Below are 21,464 nucleotides of genomic sequence, written 5' to 3'. Positions count from 1 at the left end.
CACCGAGACCCGGCGCAGCCGGAAGCTGGTGATTTCCTTCATTGCTACGGTCGCGAACTATGAGTACGCGTTCTACTGGCACCTTTTCCTTGACGGGAGCATCGAGTTCCTGGTCAAGGCCACCGGTATTCTTTCCACTGCCGGGCAGAAGCCTGGTGAGAAGAGCCCGTACGGGCAGTCCCTGAACAACGATGGCCTGTACGCCCCGATCCACCAGCACATGTTCAACGTCCGGATGGACTTCGAGCTTGATGGTGTGAAGAACGCCGTTTACGAAGTGGACATGGAAATCCCCCGGGAGAACCCGACCCATACCGCGTTCATGGCCGTGGATCGTTTGCTGGAGACCGAGAAAGCCGCGATCCGCAAGACCGATTCGGGCAAGCACCGGTTCTGGAAGATCGTCAACCACGANAGCAGGAACATCGTCGATGAACCGGTCGCGTACCGGTTGATCCCCACCGATGGCATCCAGCTCGCGGCCGGGGACGAGTCCTACGTTTCCAAACGCGCCCAGTTCGCCCGGAACAACCTCTGGGTCACCGCGTACGACCGGACCGAACGCTTCGCTGCCGGGGAGTTCCCGAACCAGTCCACCGGCGCCGATGACGGCCTGCATATCTGGACCGAAAAGGACCGGAACATCGTGGATGAGGACCTCGTGGTCTGGTACACCTTCGGCATGCACCACGTCGTCCGTCTCGAAGACTGGCCCGTGATGCCCCGCCAGAACATCGGCTTCATGCTCGAACCCCACGGCTTCTTCAACCAAAACCCCACCCTGAACCTCCCCACCGAAACCCGGGGCACCAACGGCGGGCACTGCAGCACAGGAAACGAACAATAAAGCCAAGCAAGCACTAACCGTGGTCCCCGGCGCCCTCCACACCCGCACCGGGGACCACACCCCTTTCCCCGATCTTCAGTCCCCGGCGCTGTCCACACCCGCACCGGGGACTGAACCCATACCTCACCCAAACCCAGCAGCGAGAGCGTGATCCACGTGTTCAACATCCCCGCCATTACCTGGACCCTCACCGCCGCCCTGCTCCTGGGCGGAAGCTACCACGCCCTGCAAGCAGCACGGACCCGCCACCACACAGACCGGGTCAACAACATCCTCCACGCCCTCATGAACATCCTGATGGCCGCCATGCTCTGGAACCTCGCACCCACCACCCTGCTGGCCCAAATCGCCGTCCTCACCGGCGCAGCCCTCTGGTTCACCATCCAAGCCGTCGCCCGCCCCGAATTCAAAACACTCTGCACCACCGCCCAAGGCCGGCTCAAATGCGCCTACCACGCCCTCACCATGGCCGGCGCAGCCCTCATGATCGCCCTCATGAACCAAGGAACCACCCCCGCCCAGGGAACCACCCCCGCACAAACAATGACCATGCCCATGCCCATGCCAGCCACCCACCACACCATGACAACAACGCCCCACAGCCCGGCAACCCCAACACTCGATCACTCACCGGCACTAGCGATCCTCCCGGCAACATTCTTCACAGCCGCAGCAGTAATATTCCTCATCCTCCTACTGCGCGCCCGACGACAAAAAACCACCCACCCCAAAACAACCCCACCACCCCACACCCGCACAAACCACGGACTCGAAGCCCTCGGCGCCACCACCATGGCCCTCATGTTCGCCACCATGTCCGCATGATCTCCCGATCATGGAGCCGTGCCCCTAGAGCTATAAGAAGGAGTCCCCGATGCACATCGGACTGATCGGCCTTGGAAAAATGGGTTTCAACATGCGCGAAAGGCTGCGCAAGGGTGGAGTGGGAGTTACCGGCTACGACCGCAACTCGGAGGTCACCGATGTAGCCTCGATCGACAGACTCCTGGACAAAGTGCCCGCGCCCCGGATTATCTGGGTCATGGTCCCTGCCGGTATCATCGCCAGCGCTGTCATTGCCGAGCTTGGTGAAAAACTTGAGCCCGGCGACCTCGTGATCGACGGCGGCAACTCCCGGTTCACTGAGGACCAGAAGCACAGTGAACTGCTGACTGCCAAGGGGATCCGCTTCGTAGACTGCGGTGTGTCCGGTGGAGTCTGGGGCCTACAGAACGGCTATGGCCTGATGGTCGGGGGCGAAGCTGCGGACATCGAACGCGCCCTTCCGATCTTTGATGCCCTGCGCCCGGATGGTGAGCGGGCGGACAGCTTCGTCCACGTTGGCGGAGTCGGGGCAGGCCATTACGCCAAAATGGTGCATAACGGCATCGAGTATGGCCTCATGCAAGCCTACGCCGAGGGCTACCAGCTGCTCGCCTCCAAAGACATCATCACTGAGGTGTTCGGCACCTTCCGTGCCTGGCAAAAGGGGACTGTGGTGCGGTCCTGGCTTCTCGACTTGATGGTCAGGGCTTTGGAAGACGATCCGGGGCTGCAAAACATCGACGACTACGTTGACGATTCTGGTGAAGGCCGGTGGACTGTGGAAGAAGCGATTGCCAATGCCATTCCTGCGCCCGCAATCACAGCCTCGCTCTTCGCCCGCTTCGCGTCGCGTGAGGACAGCTCACCAGCGATGAAGATGGTATCTGCGCTTCGCCACCAGTTCGGTGGCCACGCAACCCGTCCCGCGGAATAGCCACCCACCGGCTACTCCCTCGATTCCCAGATTGCCAAAATCCGCACGCACCGGGTTCCCCGGTCCTGTCGGGCGTTAGCCCGTCATCGGAGTCCGTGGCTGTGTGCCAGGGCGATCGCCTCGGTGCGTGAGCCGACGTCGAGCTTCCTGAAGAGGTTCCGTACATGGAACTTGACCGTATTCTCGCTGATGCCCAGGGATAAGGCGATAGTGCGGTTGCGGTGACCGGCGACAAGGTGCTGGAGGACTTCGAGTTCCCGGGCGGCAAGGTTCCATCCGGCGACATCCCCGGCCGGGCGGACTGGCAGGTCCAGTGGGAGCGTGACGAAGACGTCTGCGCCCCAGCCTGGCATGACGTCGATCCGCAGGCGGCCATTGAGCGCCTGGACCCGGCGGTCCAGGCGGCTGATGCTCGGTGCGTCGGCGGTGAGTGCGCCGCGGCCGTCGTCGCGTACGTTGATCAGCAGGTTTTCGCCGTCGCAGTCCCACTGCGTCCGGACTCTGCTGACCTCTGGTTGTTCCATCATGGCAAGTGCAAGTCCGCGGACGATGGCCCGTGCCGCGTGGGCAACTTCGCCAGGGAGAGCACGTCCATTCAGGGGCGGTTCGATGAATTCGACCTCAATTCCGCTGAAGCGCGTGAGAGGTCGCAGGTCCTCCCGTAGGCGTTCGAAAGCGTTGGCGACGGGCTCTTCCACCAGGTCGGTCGTGCGGTCGCTGAGGATGCGGAGTCCCACCAAGGCTTTGGCGGTGAGGTCAGTGACGGTTGTGCGGGCTGCCGTGTCGTTCAAGGAAGATGAGCGCAGGGCCGCCAGAAGGGTTTCCAGGGTTGTGGAGTGCAGATCGGTCAGTTCCGCCGTCACGCGGATGCGTTCAGCTGAGGCTGCCCGCGATTCCAAAAGGTACGACGGCGGCGCGTCGGCCACTTTTTCCTGGATCCGTCGGGCGGCGATACGCCACAGATATGTCACGACATCCAGCCGGTCCGTTTGCTCGGGATCTTCCTGGTCCGGTGCCGCCTGCGGATCTGTGAGGACAAGGAGAGCGTGGCTGGGGGCGTACGTCACGGCGAGCACGGGGCGGGGTTTGCCGCCGATCTCGGCTTCACCGAACCAGGGTGTCTCATCCGAAAGGGCGGCGCGAAGCGTGTCAAGCTCGGCGATCGAGACCCGGGAAATGATGTCTTCCTCGCCCGCTTTCTTCTGTGGCCGCCCGGTGCAGTCTTCGGTGAAGATGACCAGCGCGCTGCTTCCCAGGTAGGGGAGCATAGCGTCACGTAGTCGATCCGCTATCTGGGTGAGGGGCGCGTCGGCCAATTCTGCTACGGCTTGCAAAAGCGGCCACGGCAGGTCTGAAACGGAGGGGGTGAAGTCGTTCAAGGGTTGGTCGGTTGCTGCGCTCATCTGGGCAGTCTATCGGGGTGAAATCATCCATTCAACACTTAAGTGTAGTGATAACCGTCAGAAATCAGTGTTTCGCCTACCCGTTTGATTCGGGATTATGGGTAGCAATAGAAGCATCCGTTCGGTCGTTATGGGCCGTTGAGGCAATCGAAAGGGATTAATCGTGAATCCGACAGTAAATGCGGTGCGTGGCTTGTTAGATCCTGAGGCGGGGACGCTTGAGTGGACGTCCGAGGACCGGCTTGCGGTGGATACTGCCCGGGTTTTGGCTGCTGATGCGGTGGAGAAGGTTGGTAATGGTCATCCGGGCACGGCGATGAGCCTGGCGCCGGCTGCGTATCTTCTTTTCCAGAAGTTGATGCGTCATGACCCGCGTGATCCTGCTTGGCTGGGTCGTGACCGGTTCATTCTGTCGCCGGGGCACTCGTCGTTGACTTTGTATATTCAGTTGTTCCTTTCCGGTTATGGTCTGGAGCTGGATGATCTTAAGGCGTTGCGTACGTGGGGTTCGTTGACTCCGGGGCACCCGGAATACAAGCACACGGCGGGTGTGGAGATCACTACGGGTCCGTTGGGCCAGGGTCTGGCGTCCTCGGTGGGCTTTGCGTATTCCCAGCGCCGGATGCGGGGTTTGTTCGATGCTGATGCTCCTGCCGGTGAGAGCCCGTTCGACCACACGATCTGGGTCATTGCTTCCGATGGTGATATTCAGGAAGGCGTGACCTCGGAGGCTTCTTCCCTGGCCGGGCATCAGGAGCTGGGCAACCTCGTGGTGGTCTATGACGAGAACCACATCTCGATCGAGGACGACACGGACATCGCGTTTACCGAGGACGTGCTCAAGCGTTACGAGGCGTACGGCTGGCACACCCAGCGGGTGGACTGGACCCGGACGGGTGAATACGTCGAGGACGTCCAGGAGCTGTACTCGGCTTTGCTGGCCGCGAAGGCGGAGACTTCCAAGCCCTCGATCATTTCGTTGCGGACCATTATCGGTTACCCGGCCCCGAAGAAGCAGAACACGGGCAGGATCCATGGTTCGGCCCTGGGTGCCGAGGAAGTCGCGGCCCTGAAGGAGGTCCTGGGCTTTGACCCGGCCAAGTCCTTCGAGGTTGACCAGGATGTCCTGGCCCATGCCCGTAAGGTTGTTGAGCGCGGCGCGGCTGTCCGTGGGCGGTGGGATGAGGCTTTCAGTGCGTGGCAGGCCGGGAACCCCGAGGGTGCTGCGCTGCTGGAGCGGATCGAGGCCAAGAAGCTTCCGGCCGGGCTCGACGCCGCTCTGCCGGTGTTCGAAGCGGGCAAGGATGTCTCGACCCGGGCCGCGTCCGGGAAGGTCCTGAACGCGATCGGTCCGGTTCTTCCGGAGCTGTGGGGCGGTTCGGCGGACCTTGCCGAGTCCAACAACACCACGATCGAGGGTTCCCCGTCGTTCATTCCGGCGTCCCGTTCCACGGGAGCGTGGAAGGGCAACCCGTACGGGCGGGTCCTGCACTTTGGTATCCGCGAGCATGCTGCGGCGTCGATCGTGAACGGTATCTCCCTGCACGGCCGGACCCGGGCGTTCTCGGGCACGTTCCTGATTTTCTCCGATTACCAGAAGCCGGCGATCCGTCTTGGTGCCCTGATGGGTGTCCCGTCGATCTATGTGTGGTCCCATGACTCGATCGGTCTGGGCGAGGACGGCCCGACCCACCAGCCGGTGGAACAGCTCGCCACCCTCCGTGCGATCCCGGGCCTGGACGTGGTCCGTCCCGGTGACGCGAACGAGGTGGGCATAGCGTGGAAGACCATGCTGGAGAACCACGAGAACCCGGCCGGTATCGTGCTGACCCGTCAGAACATCCCGACCTATGCCCGCGGTGAAGGCCCGGCGAACGGTGACACGTTCGGCTCCCCGGCCGGGGTCGCGAAGGGCGGGTACGTCCTGGCCGAGGCATCCAGGGACGGTGCCACGGTCCCGGCGCAGGTGCTGCTGATCGCCACGGGTTCGGAAGTCCAGCTCGCCGTGAAGGCCCGCGAAGCGCTCCAGGGCGAGGGCATCGCCACCCGCGTTGTCTCCATGCCGTGCGTGGAGTGGTTCAACAAGCAGGACCCCGCGTACCGCGAGTCCGTGCTTCCGGCCGCCGTGAAGGCCCGTGTCTCGGTCGAGGCAGGACTGGCCCTGGGCTGGAAGGAATTCGTCGGTGACGCCGGCCGTTCCGTCAGCCTGGAGCACTTCGGTGCCTCGGCGGACTACCAGCGCCTGTTCCAGGAGTTCGGCATCACGGCAGAAGCAGTCGCTGCCGCCGCGAAGGACTCCCTCGCCGCGGCAGGGAACTAACACCCCCACTGCACGGCGTCCGGCGCCGCGGAGTGCCCGAAAGGCATTCCGCGGCGCCATCGCAAGCTGCCACCAATTTCGAAGGAAGAAACACAAGCCATGACCGATGCAACACCCACCGCACAGCTTTCCGCCGCCGGCGTGTCCATCTGGTTGGATGACCTTTCACGGGAACGTCTTTCCAGCGGCAGCCTGCAGAAGCTCATCGACGAGAAGAACGTCGTTGGTGTCACCACCAACCCCTCGATTTTCCAGGCCGCGATCACCTCCGGCAGCGACTACGACGCCGTGATCGCCGGGCTCGCCGCGAAGGGCGCCGGCGTTGAAGAGACGATCTTCGAGATCACCACCACCGATGTTGCCGATGCCTGCGACCTCTTCGCCCCGATCGCAGCCGCGACCAAGGGCGTGGACGGCCGGGTCTCCATCGAGGTCGATCCCCGCCTGGCCTGGGACACCGAAGGCACCATCGCCGAGGCCAAGCAGCTTTACAAAAAGGTCGAGAAGGACAACGTCCTGATCAAGATCCCGGCAACCCTGGAAGGCCTCGCGGCCATCACCGCGGTCCTGGCCGAGGGCATCAGCGTCAACGTGACCCTGATCTTCTCCCTGGAACGCTACCGGGCCGTCATCAACGCTTTCCAGTCCGGCCTGAAGCTGGCCAAGGAAAACGGGTACGATCTCTCCCGGATCCACTCCGTGGCCTCCTTCTTCGTCTCCCGCGTGGATTCCGAGATCGACAAGCGCCTGGACGCCCTGGGCACCGAGGAAGCCAAGGCCCTCAAGGGCAAGGCAGGGGTGGCCAACGCCCGTCTCGCGTACCAGGTCTACGAAGAGCTGTTCTCCACCGAACGCTGGGCCGTCCTGGCCGAAGCCGGTGCGCTCCCGCAGCGCCCGCTCTGGGCCTCCACGGGCGTGAAGGACCCGGCCTACCCCGACACCCTGTACGTGACCGGACTCGTCGCCGCCGACGTCGTGAACACCATGCCGGAAAAGACCCTCGACGCGACCTTCGATCACGGCGTGGTCACCGGAGACACCATCACGGGCACCTACGAGGAAGCAAACAACGTCCTGACCGCACTCGAAGGCCTGGGCATTTCCTACAACGACGTCGTCGCCCAGCTCGAGTCCGAGGGCCTGGACAAGTTCGTGGCCAGCTGGAAGGAACTCCTCGCCGACGTCGAAGGCGCCCTCGCCGCCGCCCGGAAAGCCGGCTGACCGGCCGGTGTCCTTCAGGGGCTGCCGCGCCGCCCCGCCCCGAGGCATGGAGACTCTTCGGAGTCTCCATGCCCTCATCTGCAAGCTCTGACCGCTACCGAAAGGCAGACACCATGTCCAGTTCACCCCGGAATTGCTGCATCAACCCCAGCATCCTCTCGGCTGACTTCGTCAACCTCGAAGCCGAGCTTGCCCGCATCAGCAACGCCGACGCCGTTCACGTCGATGTCATGGACAACCACTTCGTGCCGAACCTGACCATCGGTCTGCCCGTCGTGGAGCGGGTACAAAAAGTCAGTCCCGTTCCGCTGGATGCCCACCTGATGATTTCCAATGTCGACCGGTGGGCGCCCCAGTTCGCCGACGCCGGCCTGCACTCGGTCACGTTCCACGTCGAAGCGTCCGATGCCCCCATCAAACTCGCCCGCGAGCTACGCGCACGAGGAGCCAAGGCAGGCATGGCACTGCGCCCGGCCACCCCGGTCGAACCCTACCTGGACATGCTCCCCGAACTGGACATGCTCCTGATCATGACCGTAGAGCCTGGTTTCGGCGGCCAGGCATTCCTGGACGTCATGCTCCCCAAGATCCGCCGCGCCCGCGCCGCGGTCCAGGGCTCCGGAGTGAACGTCGCCATCCAAGTTGATGGCGGCATCACCGAGGAAACCATCACCCGCGCCGCCGAAGCCGGCGCCAACGTCTTCGTGGCCGGATCAGCCGTCTACGGCAAACCCTCACCCGCCGACGCGATCGAGGCACTCCGGGCCAAAGGCCAACTCGCCTTCGCCTCCAAAACAACCACCCCCGAACCCCGGCAAGCCTGAAGGACACCCCCATGCGCGTTCACATCGCAACCGACCACGCAGGTATGGAACTAAGCTCCCACCTCATCACCACCCTCTCCGCCCACGGCTACGAAATGATAGACCACGGACCCGCAGCCTACGACGCCGAAGACGACTACCCGGCCTTCTGCATTAACGCCGCTACCGCCGTCGTGGCCGACCAAACCGCAGGCGTGGACGCCCTCGGAATCGTGCTCGGCGGCTCAGGCAACGGCGAGCAAATCGCCGCGAACAAAGTCAAAGGCGTCCGCGCAGCCCTGGCCTGGAACCTGGACACCGCCAAACTCGCCCGCCAACACAACAACGCCAACGTCGTCGCAGTCGGCGGACGCCAACACACCGTCCACGAAGCCACCGAACTCATCAAAGCATTCCTCACCGAACCATTCACCAACGCCGAACGCCACGAACGCCGCATCAGCCAAATCGCCACCTACGAAACCACCGGCGAAATCACCAACTAAACCAGCACCCCACCCGTGCCAGCACAGACGAATAATCAGCATAGGAGTCAGTATGCCCATCGCAACCCCAGAGATTTACTCCGAGATGATCGACCGTGCGAAGGCCGGTGGTTTCGCGTTTCCGGCCGTGAATGTGACCTCGTCGCAGACCTTGAATGCGGCGATCCGTGGTTTTGCTGAGGCTGAGTCGGATGGCATTATTCAGGTTTCGACTGGTGGTGCGGCTTATTGGTCCGGTGCTTCGGTCAAGAACATGGTTGTCGGTTCCTTGGGTTTTGCTGCTTTTGCCCGTGAGGTCGCGAAGAACTACAACGTGAACATTGCCCTGCATACGGATCACTGCCCGCAGGACAAGCTGGCTGATTTTGTGTTGCCGTTGCTGGCTGCTTCGGAGGAAGCGGTGAAGGCGGGCAAGGACCCTATTTTCAACTCGCACATGTGGGACGGCTCGCACGAGACTTTGTCCGAGAACCTGCGGATCGGCCGGGAACTTCTGGAGCGTGCGGCTGCGGCCAAGATCATCCTCGAGGTTGAGATCGGCACGGTCGGTGGCGAGGAAGACGGTGTGGAGAACGAGATCAACGAGAAGCTCTACACCACCACCGAAGACGCCTTGGCCACGATCGAGGCGTTGGGTGCGGGGGAGAACGGCCGTTACCTGACGGCGTTGACGTTCGGCAATGTCCATGGCGTGTACAAGCCGGGCAACGTCAAGCTCCGTCCGGAGCTCCTGAAGCAGATCCAGGCGGAGGTCGGTGCCAAAATCGGCAAGGACAACCCGTTTGATCTGGTGTTCCACGGTGGTTCGGGTTCCACGGAGCAGGAGATCGCGGATGCTGTTTCCTATGGTGTCATCAAGATGAACATCGACACGGATGTCCAGTATGCGTTCACCCGTCCGGTTGCCGGACACATGTTCTCGAACTACGACGGCGTCCTGAAGGTCGACGGCGAGATGGGCAATAAGAAGGCCTATGATCCGCGTGTCTGGGGTGCTTCGGCCGAGGCCGGCATGGCTGCCCGGATCGTGGAAGCCGCAAAGCAGCTCGGCTCGGTAGGCAAGACCTTCTAATGTCGGAACCCCTAAAGGAGGGGCAGAGCCTTTCTCGGGGCAGATAGCCTGCAAGAAGGAGTGTTTAATGAGCGAGAAACTGCGTTGGGGCGTACTGGGCACCGCCCGAGTCGTCCGAAAGACAATTCCGGCGCTGCAGGAAACGAAAAATGGTGAGGTCGTAGGCATCGCGTCCCGCACCGAGGAAAGGGCCAGAGAGTACGCCGACAAGCACGGTGTCCCACAGGCGTTTGGCTCTTATGACGCGCTGCTCGCCTCCCCGGACATTGACGCCGTCTACATTGCGCTTCCCAATGCCCTGCACCTCGAATGGATTCTAAAATCCTTGGACGCAGGCAAACACGTCCTCTGTGAAAAACCTTTGGCGATGAGCGCCGGCGAGTGCGAGGAGATTACGAGCAAGGCCGAGAAGACCGGGCTCAAAGTCTTAGAAGGTTTTATGTACCGGTTTCACCCGCGTTTCGAGAAGCTGCAAGAGCTGCTCGCGGCCCGCACGGTGGGCAAATTGACTTTTGTCCACGTCGCTCACTCCTTCGATGCGGGCGGGGACGACAACATCCGCTGGTATGCCGGGCTCGGCGGCGGCGCACTTTTCGATACCGGGTGCTACTGCGTCAACATGAGCCGGATGGTCACGGCCCAGGAGCCGGCTCGAGTCGCCGCCTTTGGCAACTACCGTGACGCCATCGACGGAGGTCGGGTCGACACCAGCATTGCCGGCATGCTGCGCTTTCCCGGCGGCGCGACCGCGCTGTTTGATACCGGAGTGAATCTCGAGCGGCGCAACTTCCTGGAACTCACGGGCACCGAAGGCCGGCTCTACCTCGACAATCCTTTTGGGCTCCTGGAGGAGGATTCGGTCCTGGAGGAGCATCACTTCGGGCAGGACACGATCTATCACGAGGTCAAGGGCGAAAACCACTTCGTACGGATGGGCGAACACTTCGCTGACAGCGTCCTCAACGGAACGCCGCTCCGCTACGACCTCACGGACGCGGCAAACAACGCGCGGGCGTTGGAAGCTCTCGACAGGGCAGCGCGGAAACAAGAGGGGGACGTCTGAACCGCTTCGTCGTAACGGTTCTGCGGAACGACTTTTAGCTTGTCCAGGGCATCCTCGAAAGCTACTCGTTCGATTTCGGTGCCTTTGAGTGCTGTCATGGTGCCCAGAAGCCTTCGACCACGGAGTCGATGGCGGCCATGCCCAGGCGGGTGGCCAGGACCCGGTCGAAGGCTGAGGGCACGCCGCCGCGCTGGCGGGATCCTTTGACACTGACTTTACGTACGCATCAAGAGTACGGCGCGACGGCGGCCTGCTGAGCGGGCCGCCGTCGCGCGCTTGGGATCGGGCTGGTTAGCGGATCGGGGCCGGGGCCCCTAAGCGGCCGTCCACCATTTCGGCGACGCGGTCGCAGTAGCCGAGGACGTCATGGTCATGGGTAACCATGACGGTTGCGACGCCGTGGTCATGGCTCTGACGTGCGAGGAGTTCCACGACTTCGCGGCTGCGAGCACGGTCCAGGGACGCGGTCGGTTCATCCACGAGAAGGAGTTTCGCCCCGGTGACAAGTGCCCGCGCGATGCCTACGCGCTGGCGTTCCCCGCCGGAGAGCTGGCCCGGACGGTTGCTCGCACGGTGGGCCATGCCGACGGATTCCAGCAGGGGCATCGGGTCGAAGGCCTTTGTCCCGCCGGCGAGCCGGTTGATTTGTTTCAAATCCAGGACCCGTCGCGTGGCGCGACAACCCGCTTGCGGTGCGGACCCACGCCCAACGAGGTAAATCGTTAGGCGGCCAACTCGACCATGCGAAGGTCAAGCTTCTGAAAGATAGGGCAGCAGTACTTACTACGTGGTCCCATACCAGAAGGCATCGTCATTCCTGGGCGACCGGGACGGGAGACGGCCGGGAATGCTGCCGGCGCGACGGCCTGATGGTAGGTGTGCCGAGTCCCTGGCGGCGGGACTTGTCGGCGACTTCCAGGAAGTCAATCTCCAGCCCGTTGCTCGTTTGGCGGACCCAGTAGCCGGAATCCACCTCGGGTCCGAGGGGAAGCGGTAGTGACTTCATTGGCCTGCCAGCACGCCTGTGCGCAGTCCTCCGATGAATCAAATGGAGAGAAAACGGGCACAGTTACGCGATGCTCTGCCAGCAGGCACATGCGGCTGCGGCCCGGATCCTGGACGCCGCCAATCAGCTCGGCACGGTCGGCAAGACGGTCCGGTGTCCGAGCAATTCCTATGATCGCTGTCTCGGGAGGGCCTCGGGCCCCTCAGCCCGACAGGCTGGCCGCGGGGTTCAGCCGAACAGGACTGCGGCTTCGTCGTAGCGGTTCTGGGGGACGGTCTTGAGTTTGTTCAGGGCGTCCTCGAATGCTACTCGTTCGATTTCGGTGCCTTTGAGTGCTGTCATGGTGCCCCAGAAGCCTTCGACCACGGAGTCGATGGCGGCCATGCCCAGGCGGGTGGCCAGGACGCGGTCGAAGGCTGAGGGCACGCCGCCGCGCTGGATGTGGCCCAGGATGGTGGCACGGGTTTCGATGCCGGTCAGGGCTTCGATTTCCGGGGCCAGTTGGTCCGCGATGCCACCGAGCCGGGGACGGCCGAAGGTGTCCAGGCCGCGTTCGGAGTGCGGTGATTCCATGTGGTCCGGGACGAACCCTTCGGCCACCACTACCAGTGGCGCGCGGCCTCGGGTGTGGGCTTCCTTGACCCATTGGGCTATCTGCTCGATGCTGATCTTCTGCTCGGGGATGAGGATGGCGTGCGCGCCGGCTGCCATCCCGGCGTGCAGGGCGATCCAGCCCACGTGCCGGCCCATGACCTCCACGATCATGCAGCGGTGGTGCGATTCTCCGGTGGTGCGTAGCCGGTCCAGGGCCTCGGTGGCGATTTGGACGGCGGTGTCGAAACCGAAGGTGTAGTCCGTGGCGTCAAGGTCGTTGTCCACTGTCTTGGGAACGCCGACGATCTTCAGTCCGGCGTCGGTCAGGCGTTTGGCCGCGGCCAGGGTGCCTTCCCCGCCGATGGCGATGATCGCCTCGATGCCCAATCGCTTCATGTGGGCCTTGATGACCTCGGGGCCGCCGCCGTTCTCGAACGGGTTGGTGCGGGAGGTGCCAAGGATGGTTCCGCCCTGCTTCGCGATGCCCCGGACCATGGTGCGGGGAATCTCGATGACGTCGCCCTCAACCACACCACGCCAGCCGTCCCGGAAACCGACGAATTCCTGGCCGTGGACGGCAATGCCCTTGAGCACGGCACCGCGGATAACGGCGTTTAGACCGGGACAGTCGCCCCCGCTGGTGAGGATTCCAATTTTCATGTTTCGGCTCAAATCTAAGAAGGTTTGCGGGCATGGGTTCGGCCCGGTGACATGAGTGGTGGAGGGCGGACGCTAGGCCGATCCCAGGGCGGCAAGCACCGGCATGGCTTCCTCAACGACATCCCTCACCGGGAACGAGGGCCGCTTCACGCCTGCCATTTCTTCCACGACGCGCACCACCTGGCACGAGTAGCCGAATTCGTTGTCGTACCAGACATAGACCACCAGATTCTTGCCGTTGGCGATCGTGGCCAGACCGTCCACGATGCCGGCCCGGCGGGAGCCCACGAAGTCCGTGGAGACAACCTCGGGCGAATCGATGAAGTCGATCTGCTTGCGCAGCTCCGAGTGCAACGACATCTCACGAAGGTAGTCGTTGACCTCCTCCTTCGTGGTCCCCGTCTCCAGGCTCAGATTCAAAATGGCCATCGACACATCCGGAGTCGGCACCCGGATCGCGTTGCCGGTCAGCCTGCCCTGCAACTCAGGCAGGGCCTTGGCCACCGCCTTGGCCGCACCCGTCTCGGTAATCACCATGTTCAGCGCAGCCGAACGCCCCCGCCGGTCGCCCTTATGGAAGTTATCGATCAGGTTCTGATCGTTCGTGAACGAATGCACGGTCTCCACGTGCCCGTGGATGACCCCGAACCTGTCGTTCAGCGCCTTGAGCACCGGGGTAATCGCGTTCGTGGTGCACGACGCCGCGGTGACGATCGTGTCCGAGTCCAGAATCGAGGAATGGTTGATGCCATGAACAATGTTCTTCAAATCGCCCTTGCCCGGGGCCGTGAGCAACACCCGCGCCACGCCCTTGCTGGCCAAGTGCTGGGACAGGCCCTCGGCATCGCGCCACCGGCCCGTGTTATCCACCACCAGGGCATCCTTGATGCCATAAGCCGTGTAATCGACCGTGGAAGGGTTCTCCGAGTAAATAACCTGGATCTGCACACCGTTGGCCGTGATCGTGTTCGCAGCCTCGTCCACCCGGATGGTCCCCTCGAAAGAACCATGCACCGAATCCCGGCGCAGCAGACTCGCCCGCTTGACCAGATCGTTCTCCGCCCCCTTACGCACCACGATCGCACGCAGACGCAGCCCGTGCCCGCCACCGGCCTTCTCAATCAGCAACCGCGCCAGGAGCCGGCCGATCCGCCCGAAACCATACAACACCACATCGGTACTGCTCCGGTCATCCGCGCCCCGACGCCCCACAACCCCGGCCAGCTCGGCCCGGAGGAATTCCTCCAAAGACAGGCCACCGCCCTCGGACTTGAACTTCTCATTCAACCGGGCAATATCAATCGCCGCAGCCCCCAGCTCCAGCCCCGCCAGGACATCCAACAACGGCGCCGTCTCCTCCAAAGGCAGCTCTTCCTTGCTGATCCGACGCGCGAAACGATGCGCCTTCAAGATCCCCATCGTGGACGTGTTGACCAAACTGCGCCCATGGATGCTCGTCACCACATTATTTTCCCGGTACAACCGGCCAATCACCGGAATCATGGCCTCAGCCAACGCCTCCCGGCCCATCCACAAAAGACGAGAAGCTGAAGTCTCTAGCATCGGGCTTCCTTTCTAAAAGCGGATCGTGTGCCGCCGGTCTCGTTGTCTTGGCATCCATCGTCCTGTCATTTGCGGGTAGGCGAAACGCTGATTCGGGATGGTTTAAACCACCCGTTTGGGTGGTCGCGCATGAAAATCCTCCGCTGGGCTTCAAGATTCCTCGGTGGACCGCTTCCTGAGGGCATGCGGAATGCGGGCGACTGGCTGGCCAGTCGCCCCCAGCCTGGCACCGAAGCGACTTGGATCAGTGGCTTCGGGTGGCCCGGAGCACGCTGTCGATGGTGGTGGCTTGTTGGCCTTCAGGGCCGGTAACCACTCGCTCCCGCGAATCGGCAACGTTGATCCGCCAAGTCCCCGGACCGTTCGTGAGGGCCTCCACCAGGTCCTCGGGCGTGAAGAACTTGTCCTTCATTTCTTTGTGTGCGCTCCACGGAGTCAGGCCTTCCGGGTGATGCCCGACCACCAGCAGGGTGCCGCCGGAAGCCACGGCGGATGCGGCAGAGACCAGGAATTCCGGCCACGGGACCAGCGGAGAATGGAGGAATTGGGAGGACACCAATTCGAAGCTCTCTTCCGGATGCCATGAGCCGAAGTCCCGCTGCTGCCAAGCGATGCTGTCCTGCAACCCGGCGTCGACCGCATGGGTTGCTGCGCGTTCAAGCGCGACGGCGGAGACATCCACCGCGGTCACCGTCCAGCCGTGCTGGGCGAGCCAGATGGCGTCTGCGCCCTCGCCGCAGCCCAGGTCCAGGGCGGTGCCGGGGGCAAGGCCCGTGGCTTCCGCGATCAGCTGCGGATTGGGATTCCCGCTCCATTTCTTCGCCTTTTCGCGGTAGACATCATCCCAGAACTGAGCCGGGTCGGCGTCGGGGGCTTCGCTGGAAAGGCGGGTTCCGCTGGAGAGGGGGGCTTCGCCGTCGTGATGGTGCGTCATGGCTCAAGCCTGCCCCGAGAGGCCCCCAGAGGCAACGCCCGCCCCGCCCAACTAACTCGCATTTGTTGTCGTTTTGGAGGCTCAGAGCGACAACAAATGCGAGTTAGTTGGGCAAGGGGACGGTCGTGCGAAGGGGAGTAGCTCGCAGATGCTAGAATGGATCTACTTGATGTGCAGTGATGCCCGCTTAGTCCCCGAATTTGGATTAATTCCAAACTTGGGAAGTGGGCTTTTTTCATGTGAGAGGCACATCCTGCGTCGATGAACGCGTTTTCTCTGGTCCCGGCCACGGCTTATTGCCCACCGGTCGATCACTGACTTTTTCCTCGGCGAACCCTTGGCCCAACCGGCGTCGGGGGACGATGTCCGTTGGACACCGCCAGAAAGACCCTTGAAACACATGACTACTTTTGCTGCCCTTGGCACGCCCAAGGCCATCGCCGAGTCCCTCGCCGCAGATGGAATTGAAGAAGCCTTCCCCATCCAGGTCAAGACCCTCCCGGACACGCTCGCAGGCCGCGACGTCCTGGGCCGCGGACGCACTGGCTCCGGTAAGACCATCGCTTTCGCTATCCCGCTTGTGGCGCGTCTCGCCGAGCGCGAAGCCAAGCACTTCCGCAAGCCCGGCCGCCCCATGGGCTTGGTCCTCGCACCAACCCGTGAGCTCGCCACCCAGATCAACGCCACTATTGAACCGCTGGCCAAGGCCATGGGCCTGAACACCACCGTCATCTACGGCGGGATCTCCCAGGCCCGCCAAGAAAAGGCCCTCCGCGCCGGCGTCGATATTGTCATCGCCTGCCCGGGCCGCCTCGAGGACCTCATCCGCCAGCGCATCCTGACCTTGGAAGCTGTCGAGATCACGGTGCTGGACGAGGCCGACCATATGGCCGATCTCGGCTTCCTCCCGGTCGTCAAGAAACTCATGGACATGACCCCCGCCCAGGGCCAGCGCCTGCTCTTCTCCGCGACGCTGGACAACGGTGTTGACAAGCTGGTCAACCGTTACCTGTCCAACCCGCTGACCCATTCCGTTGATGACCCCCAGGCTGCGGTCACCACCATGGAGCACCACGTCCTGGTGGTCAACGACCAGACCGTCAAGAAGCAACTGATCGTCGAGCTCGCGTCCGGTGCCGGTCGCCGCGTCCTTTTCATGCGGACCAAGCATCACGCCCGCAAATTGGCCAAGACCCTGACCGATTGCGGCATCCCCGCCGTCGATCTCCATGGAAACCTGTCGCAGAACGCCCGTGACCGCAACCTCGCCGAGTTCTCCAGCGGCGAGGTCCGAGTCCTGGTGGCCACCGACGTCGCCGCCCGCGGTGTACACGTCGACGACGTCGAACTCGTCATCCACGTTGACCCACCCACCGAGCACAAGGCTTACCTGCACCGCTCCGGCCGTACGGCCCGCGCAGGTTCCGACGGCACTGTGGTCACGTTGACGCTCCCCGAGCAGCAGTCCGACGTCAAGAAGCTTATGAAGGCCGCCGGCGTCGACGTATCCTTCGAACGCGTCACAGCCAACTCACCGCTGGTTGCCAAGCTCGTGGGCGACGTTGCGGACAAAGTTGATCCGCGTACTCGGGCGGCATTGCTCGCCGCGAAGACCCAGCAGCCGGGCGGCGGCACCTCCACCGGTGCCAATGCCCAGCGCAAGCGCAGCCGCCGCACCACCCAGGCTGCACCCACTGCGGGTGGTCGTGGTGGTCGCGGTGGACGTGGCAAGGTTGCGGCCGAGCCCGTCCGCACCGACATCAACCGTGCGGAGCGCCGCGCTGCTGCGAACGACGACGTCGCCCGCAGCTCGCGTGGACGCGGCAACGCTGGCTCCACTCACCGCAACGACGTTCCAGGCGCACAGGGCCAGGGTGGCCGCAGCGGCCGTCCGGCAACCGGCCAGCGTGCATCTGGCGGTAACCGCTCGGCGTCGGCTCCGCGCACGGAATCTGCCACGTCCACCCGCAGCACTGGCAACAAGGCTGTATGGTCCTCGAACACGGGCGGCAACTCCGGCGGCTCATACGGCTCCGGCTCGGGCAACTCCGGTTCGGGCCGCCCGACGCGCAGCGGCCCGCGACGTGCTTCTGCTCCGGCGTCGAACGAGCGCCGCGGCCGCTAGGCAGCTTGGAGTCCAAGGCAGTCCCGCTAGGTGGCCTGGCTCGCTAGGCCACCACGGATGGACATGCTCAACGTGGGGAACAAGGAGTGGACATATTCCTGATATGTGCACTCCTGAGCCCAAAGAATGAGCATGTGCCGTGTTCCGTAGCGGAATGCACGGATGGACATGCTCAACGTGGGGAACAAGGAGTGGACATATTCCTGAGATGTCCACTCCTGAGCCCAAATAACGGACATGTGCCTGTGGGTTACCAGCCGCGCTCGCGCCATTCAGCCAAGTGAGGCCGTTCCGCACCGAGTGTGGTCGGATCTCCATGGCCAGGATGAACCACGGTGTCGTCCAGGTAAACCTCGAACACCCGTTCCGTCACGTCGTTCAAAAGCGATGTGAAGCGGGCGGCATCGTTCTGGGTGTTGCCAACGCCTCCCGGGAACAAGGAGTCGCCACTGAAAATGTGCGTCGGCCCTTCCGGATCTTGGTACACGTAGGCAATTGAACCCGGAGTGTGTCCGCGCAAGTGCACCGCGGTGATGTCGAAACCGTCGAAGTTTCCAACATCGCCATGGCGCAACGGCACGTCCACAGGCACCGGCAGCGCGTCAGCGTCGTCCTCGCCGGCAGAGGTCTTCGCGCCCGTAGCTTCCACTAACCCGGGAAGCGCACGGACGTGGTCCCAATGCTGGTGCGTCGTGGCGATCAGGGCCAGGTTCGGTGTAGCAGTAGTGTCCGCGGCCGAGGCCCGGATCATTTGCTGGATGGCTGGAAGGTCGTCCGCGGCGTCGATCAGGATCTGCGCACCACTTCCCTTGGCGGTGAGCAGGTACACGTTGTTGTTCATCTCGCTGACCGAGATACGCCGGATGGTGATGTCACGCAGTGAATGAATGAGTGAGTCCATTCGTCCACTCTACGGAAGCAGCGCGGCTTAGCGATTATTCGCGGCCCTGCGAAACCCAGGTGGGATCCGCGGACCGTGAGCCGACGACGGCGTCCGCAGCGCCGTCGAGCACGTCCAGTTGGGCGGCACTCAACACGAGCGACAGGGCTCCCAGGTTCTCGTCGATCCGGTGCGCCTTGCGTGTGCCGGGGATGGGGACCACGCTGAGCTTGAGGCGGCGGCCCTGGGCGAAAAGCCACGCCAAAGCCACCTGGGCGGCGGTTGCATCCCGTCCAGTGCTCTGCGACAGCTCAGCGGCCACGGAGCGCACCGCGGCAACAACCGCCTGGTTCGCGTCAAGGGCTCCGTCGGCAAAACGGGGGATGCGGTGCCGGAAGTCGTTCTCGCCGAGTTGTTCGGCGTTGACGGTCCCGGTCAGAAACCCCCGGCCAAGCGGTGAATAGGGTACGAAGCCCACTCCCAACGCGGCTGCAGCCGGGACGACGTTGCGTTCAACGTCCCGGCTCCAGATTGACCATTCGCTCTGCACTGCGGCGATCGGGTGCACGGCGTTGGCTTCCCTTAGCTCCTCGGCCGTCACTTCCGACAAGCCCAGGTGCCGGACCTTGCCCGCCCGGACAAGCTCCGCCATGGCGTCCACGGTTTCCACAATCGGAACGCGGAGGTCACGGCGGTGCATGTAGTAGAGGTCGATGACATCAGTGCCCAGGCGGCGGAGGCTCGCTTCCGCCGCCTGGGTCACGTAGGCGGTATCTCCGCGGACATCGGTGTAGCCATCCCGCGGATTGCCCACGATTCCGAACTTGGTAGCGAGCTGGACCTCGTCGCGGCGCTCTTTCAACAGTTTGGCAATCAGTTCCTCGTTCTCGCCCGCGCCGTAAATATCCGCCGTATCGATGAAGCTGATGCCGGCGTCCACGGCATGATGCAGTGTCCCGAGGGATTCGGCGGGGTCCACCTCGCCGTACACAGGCGTCAACGCCATTCCACCGAATCCGAGGGGGCTCACGGTCAGGCCGTCGCCGAGGTGTGCCGTCGTGGGTTCCGGGCTCATGGTTGTTCTCCTTCGCCGAGTGGTCATCTCATTGCTGGCAACTCCGCGGGGCGGGGGAGTATTCCGCACGCCCGGCTCAAAGCTCGGCTGGCTCGGCCACTTCGTCACGCTGCTCCGAGGGAAGCCCCTTCAGTCCTGCTGCGCAACCCACGATTCCCGCGATGAAGATCAGCTTGAGCGGGCTGGGGGGTTCGACGCCGGTGGCCATCGCCCAGCCGACCGTGAGCGCAGCGCCGATCCCCACCCAAACGGCGTAGGCCGTGCCAAGGGGAATGCGCCCTACTGCGATACTGAGGCCGATCATGCTAAGGGTCGCCGCGACGGCGAAGACGGCGGTGGGGATAGCTTGGCTGAATCCGTTGGACAGGCCGAGGGCCGTCGCCCACACCGCTTCGAGGACGGAGGAGGCCAACAGAACTGCCCATGCGAACTTGGCGGACATTGCTACGCCACCACCTTCAAGCCGACCACGCACACGCCGATACCCGCGAGCAGCAGCAGGCGTGCCGCCGTCGGGCGCTCAACTTTGGCGATCATCGCGTAAACGGCCGTGAGGACGACGCCGACCCCCACCCACACTGCGTAAGCGGTGCCCGTGGGGATGGATTGCATGGCGAAGGCCAGTCCCGCGGTGCTCGCAACCACGGTGACGAGAAAGACGGCGGAAGGCAATGGCCTGCGGAAGCCTTGCGAACGGTGAAGTGCGGCTGCCCAGACGGCTTCGAGTCCACCGGAGAGGATGAGGATTAACCACGACATGACATATCCTTTGGCCAGTCTTGTCGCGTGCCGGGTACTGAGCCGTCGTCCGGAGGTCCCTGTGCTGGCCTTACTTCGAGGCTAGCAAGCTCGACGCCGGGGGGCCAGTTTTGGTGGCGATCCGCGCCAGAGGACATGCCCAGCCGCGAGCACCACCAAGGGACATGTCCAGTGCTGGAGTATGCGGGTGGGCATGTTGGCATTATGTCCAGCGCCCGGACCTAGGAGTGCGCATGCTCCACGCGGTCGATGGAGATAACGGCCAGGAATCCACGGCCCAGGATTTCCGGACTGCGGGTGTCCGATCCGACTACCGCGTCGTAGCGAGCGAGGTCCACAGGTTCCGTCGTCGCGGCTTCGCCGTCTGGTGCCTCCGCGCTTTCCGCAGTCTGCGCGCCGGAAGTGACGGAAGCCTTGCCCTCCAAGAGGACCGCCAACTGGCCCTCGAACACCGGGTGCGCACGCTTCTTGGAGAGTTCGATGATGGACGTGTAGCCCTTGAATTCGCCGGCGCGGGCGATCACGTTGAGATCCCGGATGTCGCCGGTCGGGAGCGCGCTGGAAGAGGCTGCTTCTCCGGAAAACCGGAAGGGCCGGTACTTTTCCAAGGGGTGCTCTTCACCGTCCACCGTGAGCAGCAGCAACTCGCCGTCGATCACCGTGATGACGCGCTCCATACCGGGGAACATCGAGAAATCGCCGGCCGATACGACGTCGGCGATGCTGACGCGCCAGTCCCACGCCCCGTCTTGCGCCGACGCCGCTTCCGGATGGCTCGCCAGTTCGCGGGTCACCCCGCCGCCGTTGCGCCACGGTTGAGGCTTGAGCTGGGCAAAACGGATGATCTCCATGCGCTCCAGCCTAGCCCGAGCCT

21 protein-coding genes, 1 pseudogene and 1 riboswitch are annotated in these 21,464 nt (G+C 63.4%); of the genes and pseudogenes, 10 read left to right on the top strand and 12 right to left on the bottom strand.

The window, feature by feature from the left end; translation table 11 throughout:
* Positions 1-28 precede the first annotated feature (28 nt).
* The 3 genes from A3M3_RS23900 to gnd all read left to right on the top strand — a co-directional run bounded on the left by A3M3_RS23900 (position 29) and on the right by gnd (position 2,606).
* Entirely contained in the window at positions 29-847 is an 819-nt protein-coding gene (locus tag A3M3_RS23900) for a copper amine oxidase (protein ID WP_442853111.1), read from the top strand.
* Between the two features lie 147 nt (positions 848-994).
* A complete protein-coding gene (locus A3M3_RS0105735; RefSeq protein ID WP_028265548.1) occupies positions 995-1,672 on the top strand; it encodes a DUF5134 domain-containing protein in 678 nt (225 codons plus the stop codon).
* 49 nt (positions 1,673-1,721) lie between these two features.
* A complete protein-coding gene (gene gnd / locus A3M3_RS0105730) occupies positions 1,722-2,606 on the top strand; it encodes a phosphogluconate dehydrogenase (NAD(+)-dependent, decarboxylating) (protein WP_028265547.1) in 885 nt (294 codons plus the stop codon).
* Positions 2,607-2,689: 83 nt separating this feature from the next.
* Here gnd and A3M3_RS0105725 read toward each other — a convergent pair whose 3' ends face one another.
* Positions 2,690-4,009, bottom strand: a complete 1,320-nt coding sequence (locus tag A3M3_RS0105725; protein WP_051422951.1) for a helix-turn-helix transcriptional regulator — start codon at positions 4,007-4,009, stop codon at positions 2,690-2,692.
* Between the two features lie 184 nt (positions 4,010-4,193).
* Here A3M3_RS0105725 and tkt point away from each other — a divergent pair, with 184 nt between their 5' ends.
* From tkt to A3M3_RS0105695, 6 genes are all read left to right on the top strand, one after another.
* Complete coding sequence (gene tkt / locus A3M3_RS0105720; protein ID WP_028265545.1) at positions 4,194-6,329, top strand: transketolase; 2,136 nt, start codon at positions 4,194-4,196, stop codon at positions 6,327-6,329.
* A gap of 99 nt (positions 6,330-6,428) precedes the next feature.
* Positions 6,429-7,550: a transaldolase gene (tal, locus tag A3M3_RS0105715; protein WP_028265544.1), complete on the top strand. Its 1,122-nt coding sequence runs from the start codon at positions 6,429-6,431 to the stop codon at positions 7,548-7,550.
* Positions 7,551-7,663: 113 nt separating this feature from the next.
* Positions 7,664-8,374: a ribulose-phosphate 3-epimerase gene (gene rpe, locus A3M3_RS0105710; RefSeq protein WP_028265543.1), complete on the top strand. Its 711-nt coding sequence runs from the start codon at positions 7,664-7,666 to the stop codon at positions 8,372-8,374.
* An 11-nt stretch (positions 8,375-8,385) separates the two neighbouring features.
* Entirely contained in the window at positions 8,386-8,859 is a 474-nt protein-coding gene (locus A3M3_RS0105705) for a ribose-5-phosphate isomerase (RefSeq protein ID WP_028265542.1), read from the top strand.
* A gap of 52 nt (positions 8,860-8,911) precedes the next feature.
* The gene (gene fbaA / locus A3M3_RS0105700) at positions 8,912-9,931 is read left to right on the top strand and encodes a class II fructose-bisphosphate aldolase (RefSeq protein WP_028265541.1); all 1,020 of its coding nucleotides are present in this window, start codon (positions 8,912-8,914) and stop codon (positions 9,929-9,931) included.
* A gap of 67 nt (positions 9,932-9,998) precedes the next feature.
* Positions 9,999-10,994 (top strand): Gfo/Idh/MocA family protein, encoded by a 996-nt coding sequence (locus A3M3_RS0105695; protein ID WP_028265540.1) that lies wholly within the window; start codon positions 9,999-10,001, stop codon positions 10,992-10,994.
* Between the two features lie 2 nt (positions 10,995-10,996).
* Here A3M3_RS0105695 and A3M3_RS28750 read toward each other — a convergent pair.
* The 6 genes and pseudogenes from A3M3_RS28750 to A3M3_RS0105665 all read right to left on the bottom strand — a co-directional run.
* Positions 10,997-11,196, bottom strand: a pseudogene (locus A3M3_RS28750) (6-phosphofructokinase); the annotation flags it as partial.
* An 89-nt stretch (positions 11,197-11,285) separates the two neighbouring features.
* Positions 11,286-11,648, bottom strand: a complete 363-nt coding sequence (locus tag A3M3_RS29230; RefSeq protein ID WP_269317245.1) for an ATP-binding cassette domain-containing protein — start codon at positions 11,646-11,648, stop codon at positions 11,286-11,288.
* Positions 11,649-11,805: 157 nt separating this feature from the next.
* Positions 11,806-12,000, bottom strand: a complete 195-nt coding sequence (locus A3M3_RS27890; RefSeq protein ID WP_155854294.1) for a hypothetical protein — start codon at positions 11,998-12,000, stop codon at positions 11,806-11,808.
* A 228-nt stretch (positions 12,001-12,228) separates the two neighbouring features.
* Positions 12,229-13,254 carry an ATP-dependent 6-phosphofructokinase gene (locus A3M3_RS0105675; RefSeq protein WP_028265539.1) on the bottom strand — a complete coding sequence of 342 codons (1,026 nt, stop codon included), beginning with the start codon at positions 13,252-13,254 and terminating at the stop codon, positions 12,229-12,231.
* Positions 13,255-13,326: 72 nt separating this feature from the next.
* Positions 13,327-14,784, bottom strand: a complete 1,458-nt coding sequence (locus A3M3_RS0105670; protein WP_028265538.1) for a glyceraldehyde-3-phosphate dehydrogenase — start codon at positions 14,782-14,784, stop codon at positions 13,327-13,329.
* 277 nt (positions 14,785-15,061) lie between these two features.
* Positions 15,062-15,751: an SAM-dependent methyltransferase gene (locus A3M3_RS0105665; protein WP_028265537.1), complete on the bottom strand. Its 690-nt coding sequence runs from the start codon at positions 15,749-15,751 to the stop codon at positions 15,062-15,064.
* 400 nt (positions 15,752-16,151) lie between these two features.
* Between A3M3_RS0105665 and A3M3_RS0105660 the strand changes: the two genes are divergently transcribed.
* Positions 16,152-17,876 carry a DEAD/DEAH box helicase gene (locus tag A3M3_RS0105660; protein WP_028265536.1) on the top strand — a complete coding sequence of 575 codons (1,725 nt, stop codon included), beginning with the start codon at positions 16,152-16,154 and terminating at the stop codon, positions 17,874-17,876.
* A gap of 250 nt (positions 17,877-18,126) precedes the next feature.
* Here the strand turns inward: A3M3_RS0105660 and A3M3_RS0105650 are convergent, their stop codons facing one another.
* The 5 genes from A3M3_RS0105650 to A3M3_RS0105630 form a co-directional block, all read right to left on the bottom strand.
* The gene (locus A3M3_RS0105650; protein WP_028265534.1) at positions 18,127-18,777 is read right to left on the bottom strand and encodes an MBL fold metallo-hydrolase; all 651 of its coding nucleotides are present in this window, start codon (positions 18,775-18,777) and stop codon (positions 18,127-18,129) included.
* A gap of 34 nt (positions 18,778-18,811) precedes the next feature.
* Positions 18,812-19,831 carry an aldo/keto reductase gene (locus A3M3_RS0105645; RefSeq protein ID WP_028265533.1) on the bottom strand — a complete coding sequence of 340 codons (1,020 nt, stop codon included), beginning with the start codon at positions 19,829-19,831 and terminating at the stop codon, positions 18,812-18,814.
* 76 nt (positions 19,832-19,907) lie between these two features.
* Positions 19,908-20,273, bottom strand: a complete 366-nt coding sequence (locus A3M3_RS0105640) for a DMT family transporter (protein ID WP_028265532.1) — start codon at positions 20,271-20,273, stop codon at positions 19,908-19,910.
* 2 nt (positions 20,274-20,275) lie between these two features.
* Positions 20,276-20,590, bottom strand: a complete 315-nt coding sequence (locus tag A3M3_RS0105635) for a DMT family transporter (RefSeq protein ID WP_028265531.1) — start codon at positions 20,588-20,590, stop codon at positions 20,276-20,278.
* 10 nt (positions 20,591-20,600) lie between these two features.
* A riboswitch (guanidine-III (ykkC-III) riboswitch) is annotated at positions 20,601-20,665 on the bottom strand.
* A 146-nt stretch (positions 20,666-20,811) separates the two neighbouring features.
* Positions 20,812-21,441, bottom strand: coding sequence for a HutD/Ves family protein (locus tag A3M3_RS0105630; protein ID WP_028265530.1), 630 nt, complete (start codon positions 21,439-21,441; stop codon positions 20,812-20,814).
* Positions 21,442-21,464: the final 23 nt, after the last annotated feature.

The sequence above is a fragment of the Arthrobacter sp. MA-N2 genome, from assembly GCF_000517125.1.
Taxonomy (GTDB): Bacteria; Actinomycetota; Actinomycetes; order Actinomycetales; family Micrococcaceae; genus Arthrobacter; species Arthrobacter methylotrophus.
Note: the sequence above shows the minus strand (reverse complement) of the source record. Positions and strands in the feature narration are given on the sequence as shown.

What these genes read in the sequence shown, in the direction of transcription:
- A3M3_RS0105645 (WP_028265533.1), bottom strand. Translation starts at nt 19,831, where the DNA reads ATGAGCCCGGAACCCACGACGGCACACCTCGGCGACGGCCTGACCGTG.
- rpe (WP_028265543.1), top strand. Translation starts at nt 7,664, where the DNA reads ATGTCCAGTTCACCCCGGAATTGCTGCATCAACCCCAGCATCCTCTCG.
- A3M3_RS0105670 (WP_028265538.1), bottom strand. Translation starts at nt 14,784, where the DNA reads ATGGGCCGGGAGGCGTTGGCTGAGGCCATGATTCCGGTGATTGGCCGG.
- A3M3_RS0105665 (WP_028265537.1), bottom strand. Translation starts at nt 15,751, where the DNA reads ATGACGCACCATCACGACGGCGAAGCCCCCCTCTCCAGCGGAACCCGC.
- tal (WP_028265544.1), top strand. Translation starts at nt 6,429, where the DNA reads ATGACCGATGCAACACCCACCGCACAGCTTTCCGCCGCCGGCGTGTCC.
- A3M3_RS0105660 (WP_028265536.1), top strand. Translation starts at nt 16,152, where the DNA reads ATGACTACTTTTGCTGCCCTTGGCACGCCCAAGGCCATCGCCGAGTCC.
- A3M3_RS0105640 (WP_028265532.1), bottom strand. Translation starts at nt 20,273, where the DNA reads ATGTCCGCCAAGTTCGCATGGGCAGTTCTGTTGGCCTCCTCCGTCCTC.
- A3M3_RS0105675 (WP_028265539.1), bottom strand. Translation starts at nt 13,254, where the DNA reads ATGAAAATTGGAATCCTCACCAGCGGGGGCGACTGTCCCGGTCTAAAC.
- A3M3_RS0105695 (WP_028265540.1), top strand. Translation starts at nt 9,999, where the DNA reads ATGAGCGAGAAACTGCGTTGGGGCGTACTGGGCACCGCCCGAGTCGTC.
- fbaA (WP_028265541.1), top strand. Translation starts at nt 8,912, where the DNA reads ATGCCCATCGCAACCCCAGAGATTTACTCCGAGATGATCGACCGTGCG.
- A3M3_RS0105635 (WP_028265531.1), bottom strand. Translation starts at nt 20,590, where the DNA reads ATGTCGTGGTTAATCCTCATCCTCTCCGGTGGACTCGAAGCCGTCTGG.
- A3M3_RS0105725 (WP_051422951.1), bottom strand. Translation starts at nt 4,009, where the DNA reads ATGAGCGCAGCAACCGACCAACCCTTGAACGACTTCACCCCCTCCGTT.
- A3M3_RS0105630 (WP_028265530.1), bottom strand. Translation starts at nt 21,441, where the DNA reads ATGGAGATCATCCGTTTTGCCCAGCTCAAGCCTCAACCGTGGCGCAAC.
- A3M3_RS0105650 (WP_028265534.1), bottom strand. Translation starts at nt 18,777, where the DNA reads ATGGACTCACTCATTCATTCACTGCGTGACATCACCATCCGGCGTATC.
- gnd (WP_028265547.1), top strand. Translation starts at nt 1,722, where the DNA reads ATGCACATCGGACTGATCGGCCTTGGAAAAATGGGTTTCAACATGCGC.
- A3M3_RS0105705 (WP_028265542.1), top strand. Translation starts at nt 8,386, where the DNA reads ATGCGCGTTCACATCGCAACCGACCACGCAGGTATGGAACTAAGCTCC.
- A3M3_RS27890 (WP_155854294.1), bottom strand. Translation starts at nt 12,000, where the DNA reads ATGAAGTCACTACCGCTTCCCCTCGGACCCGAGGTGGATTCCGGCTAC.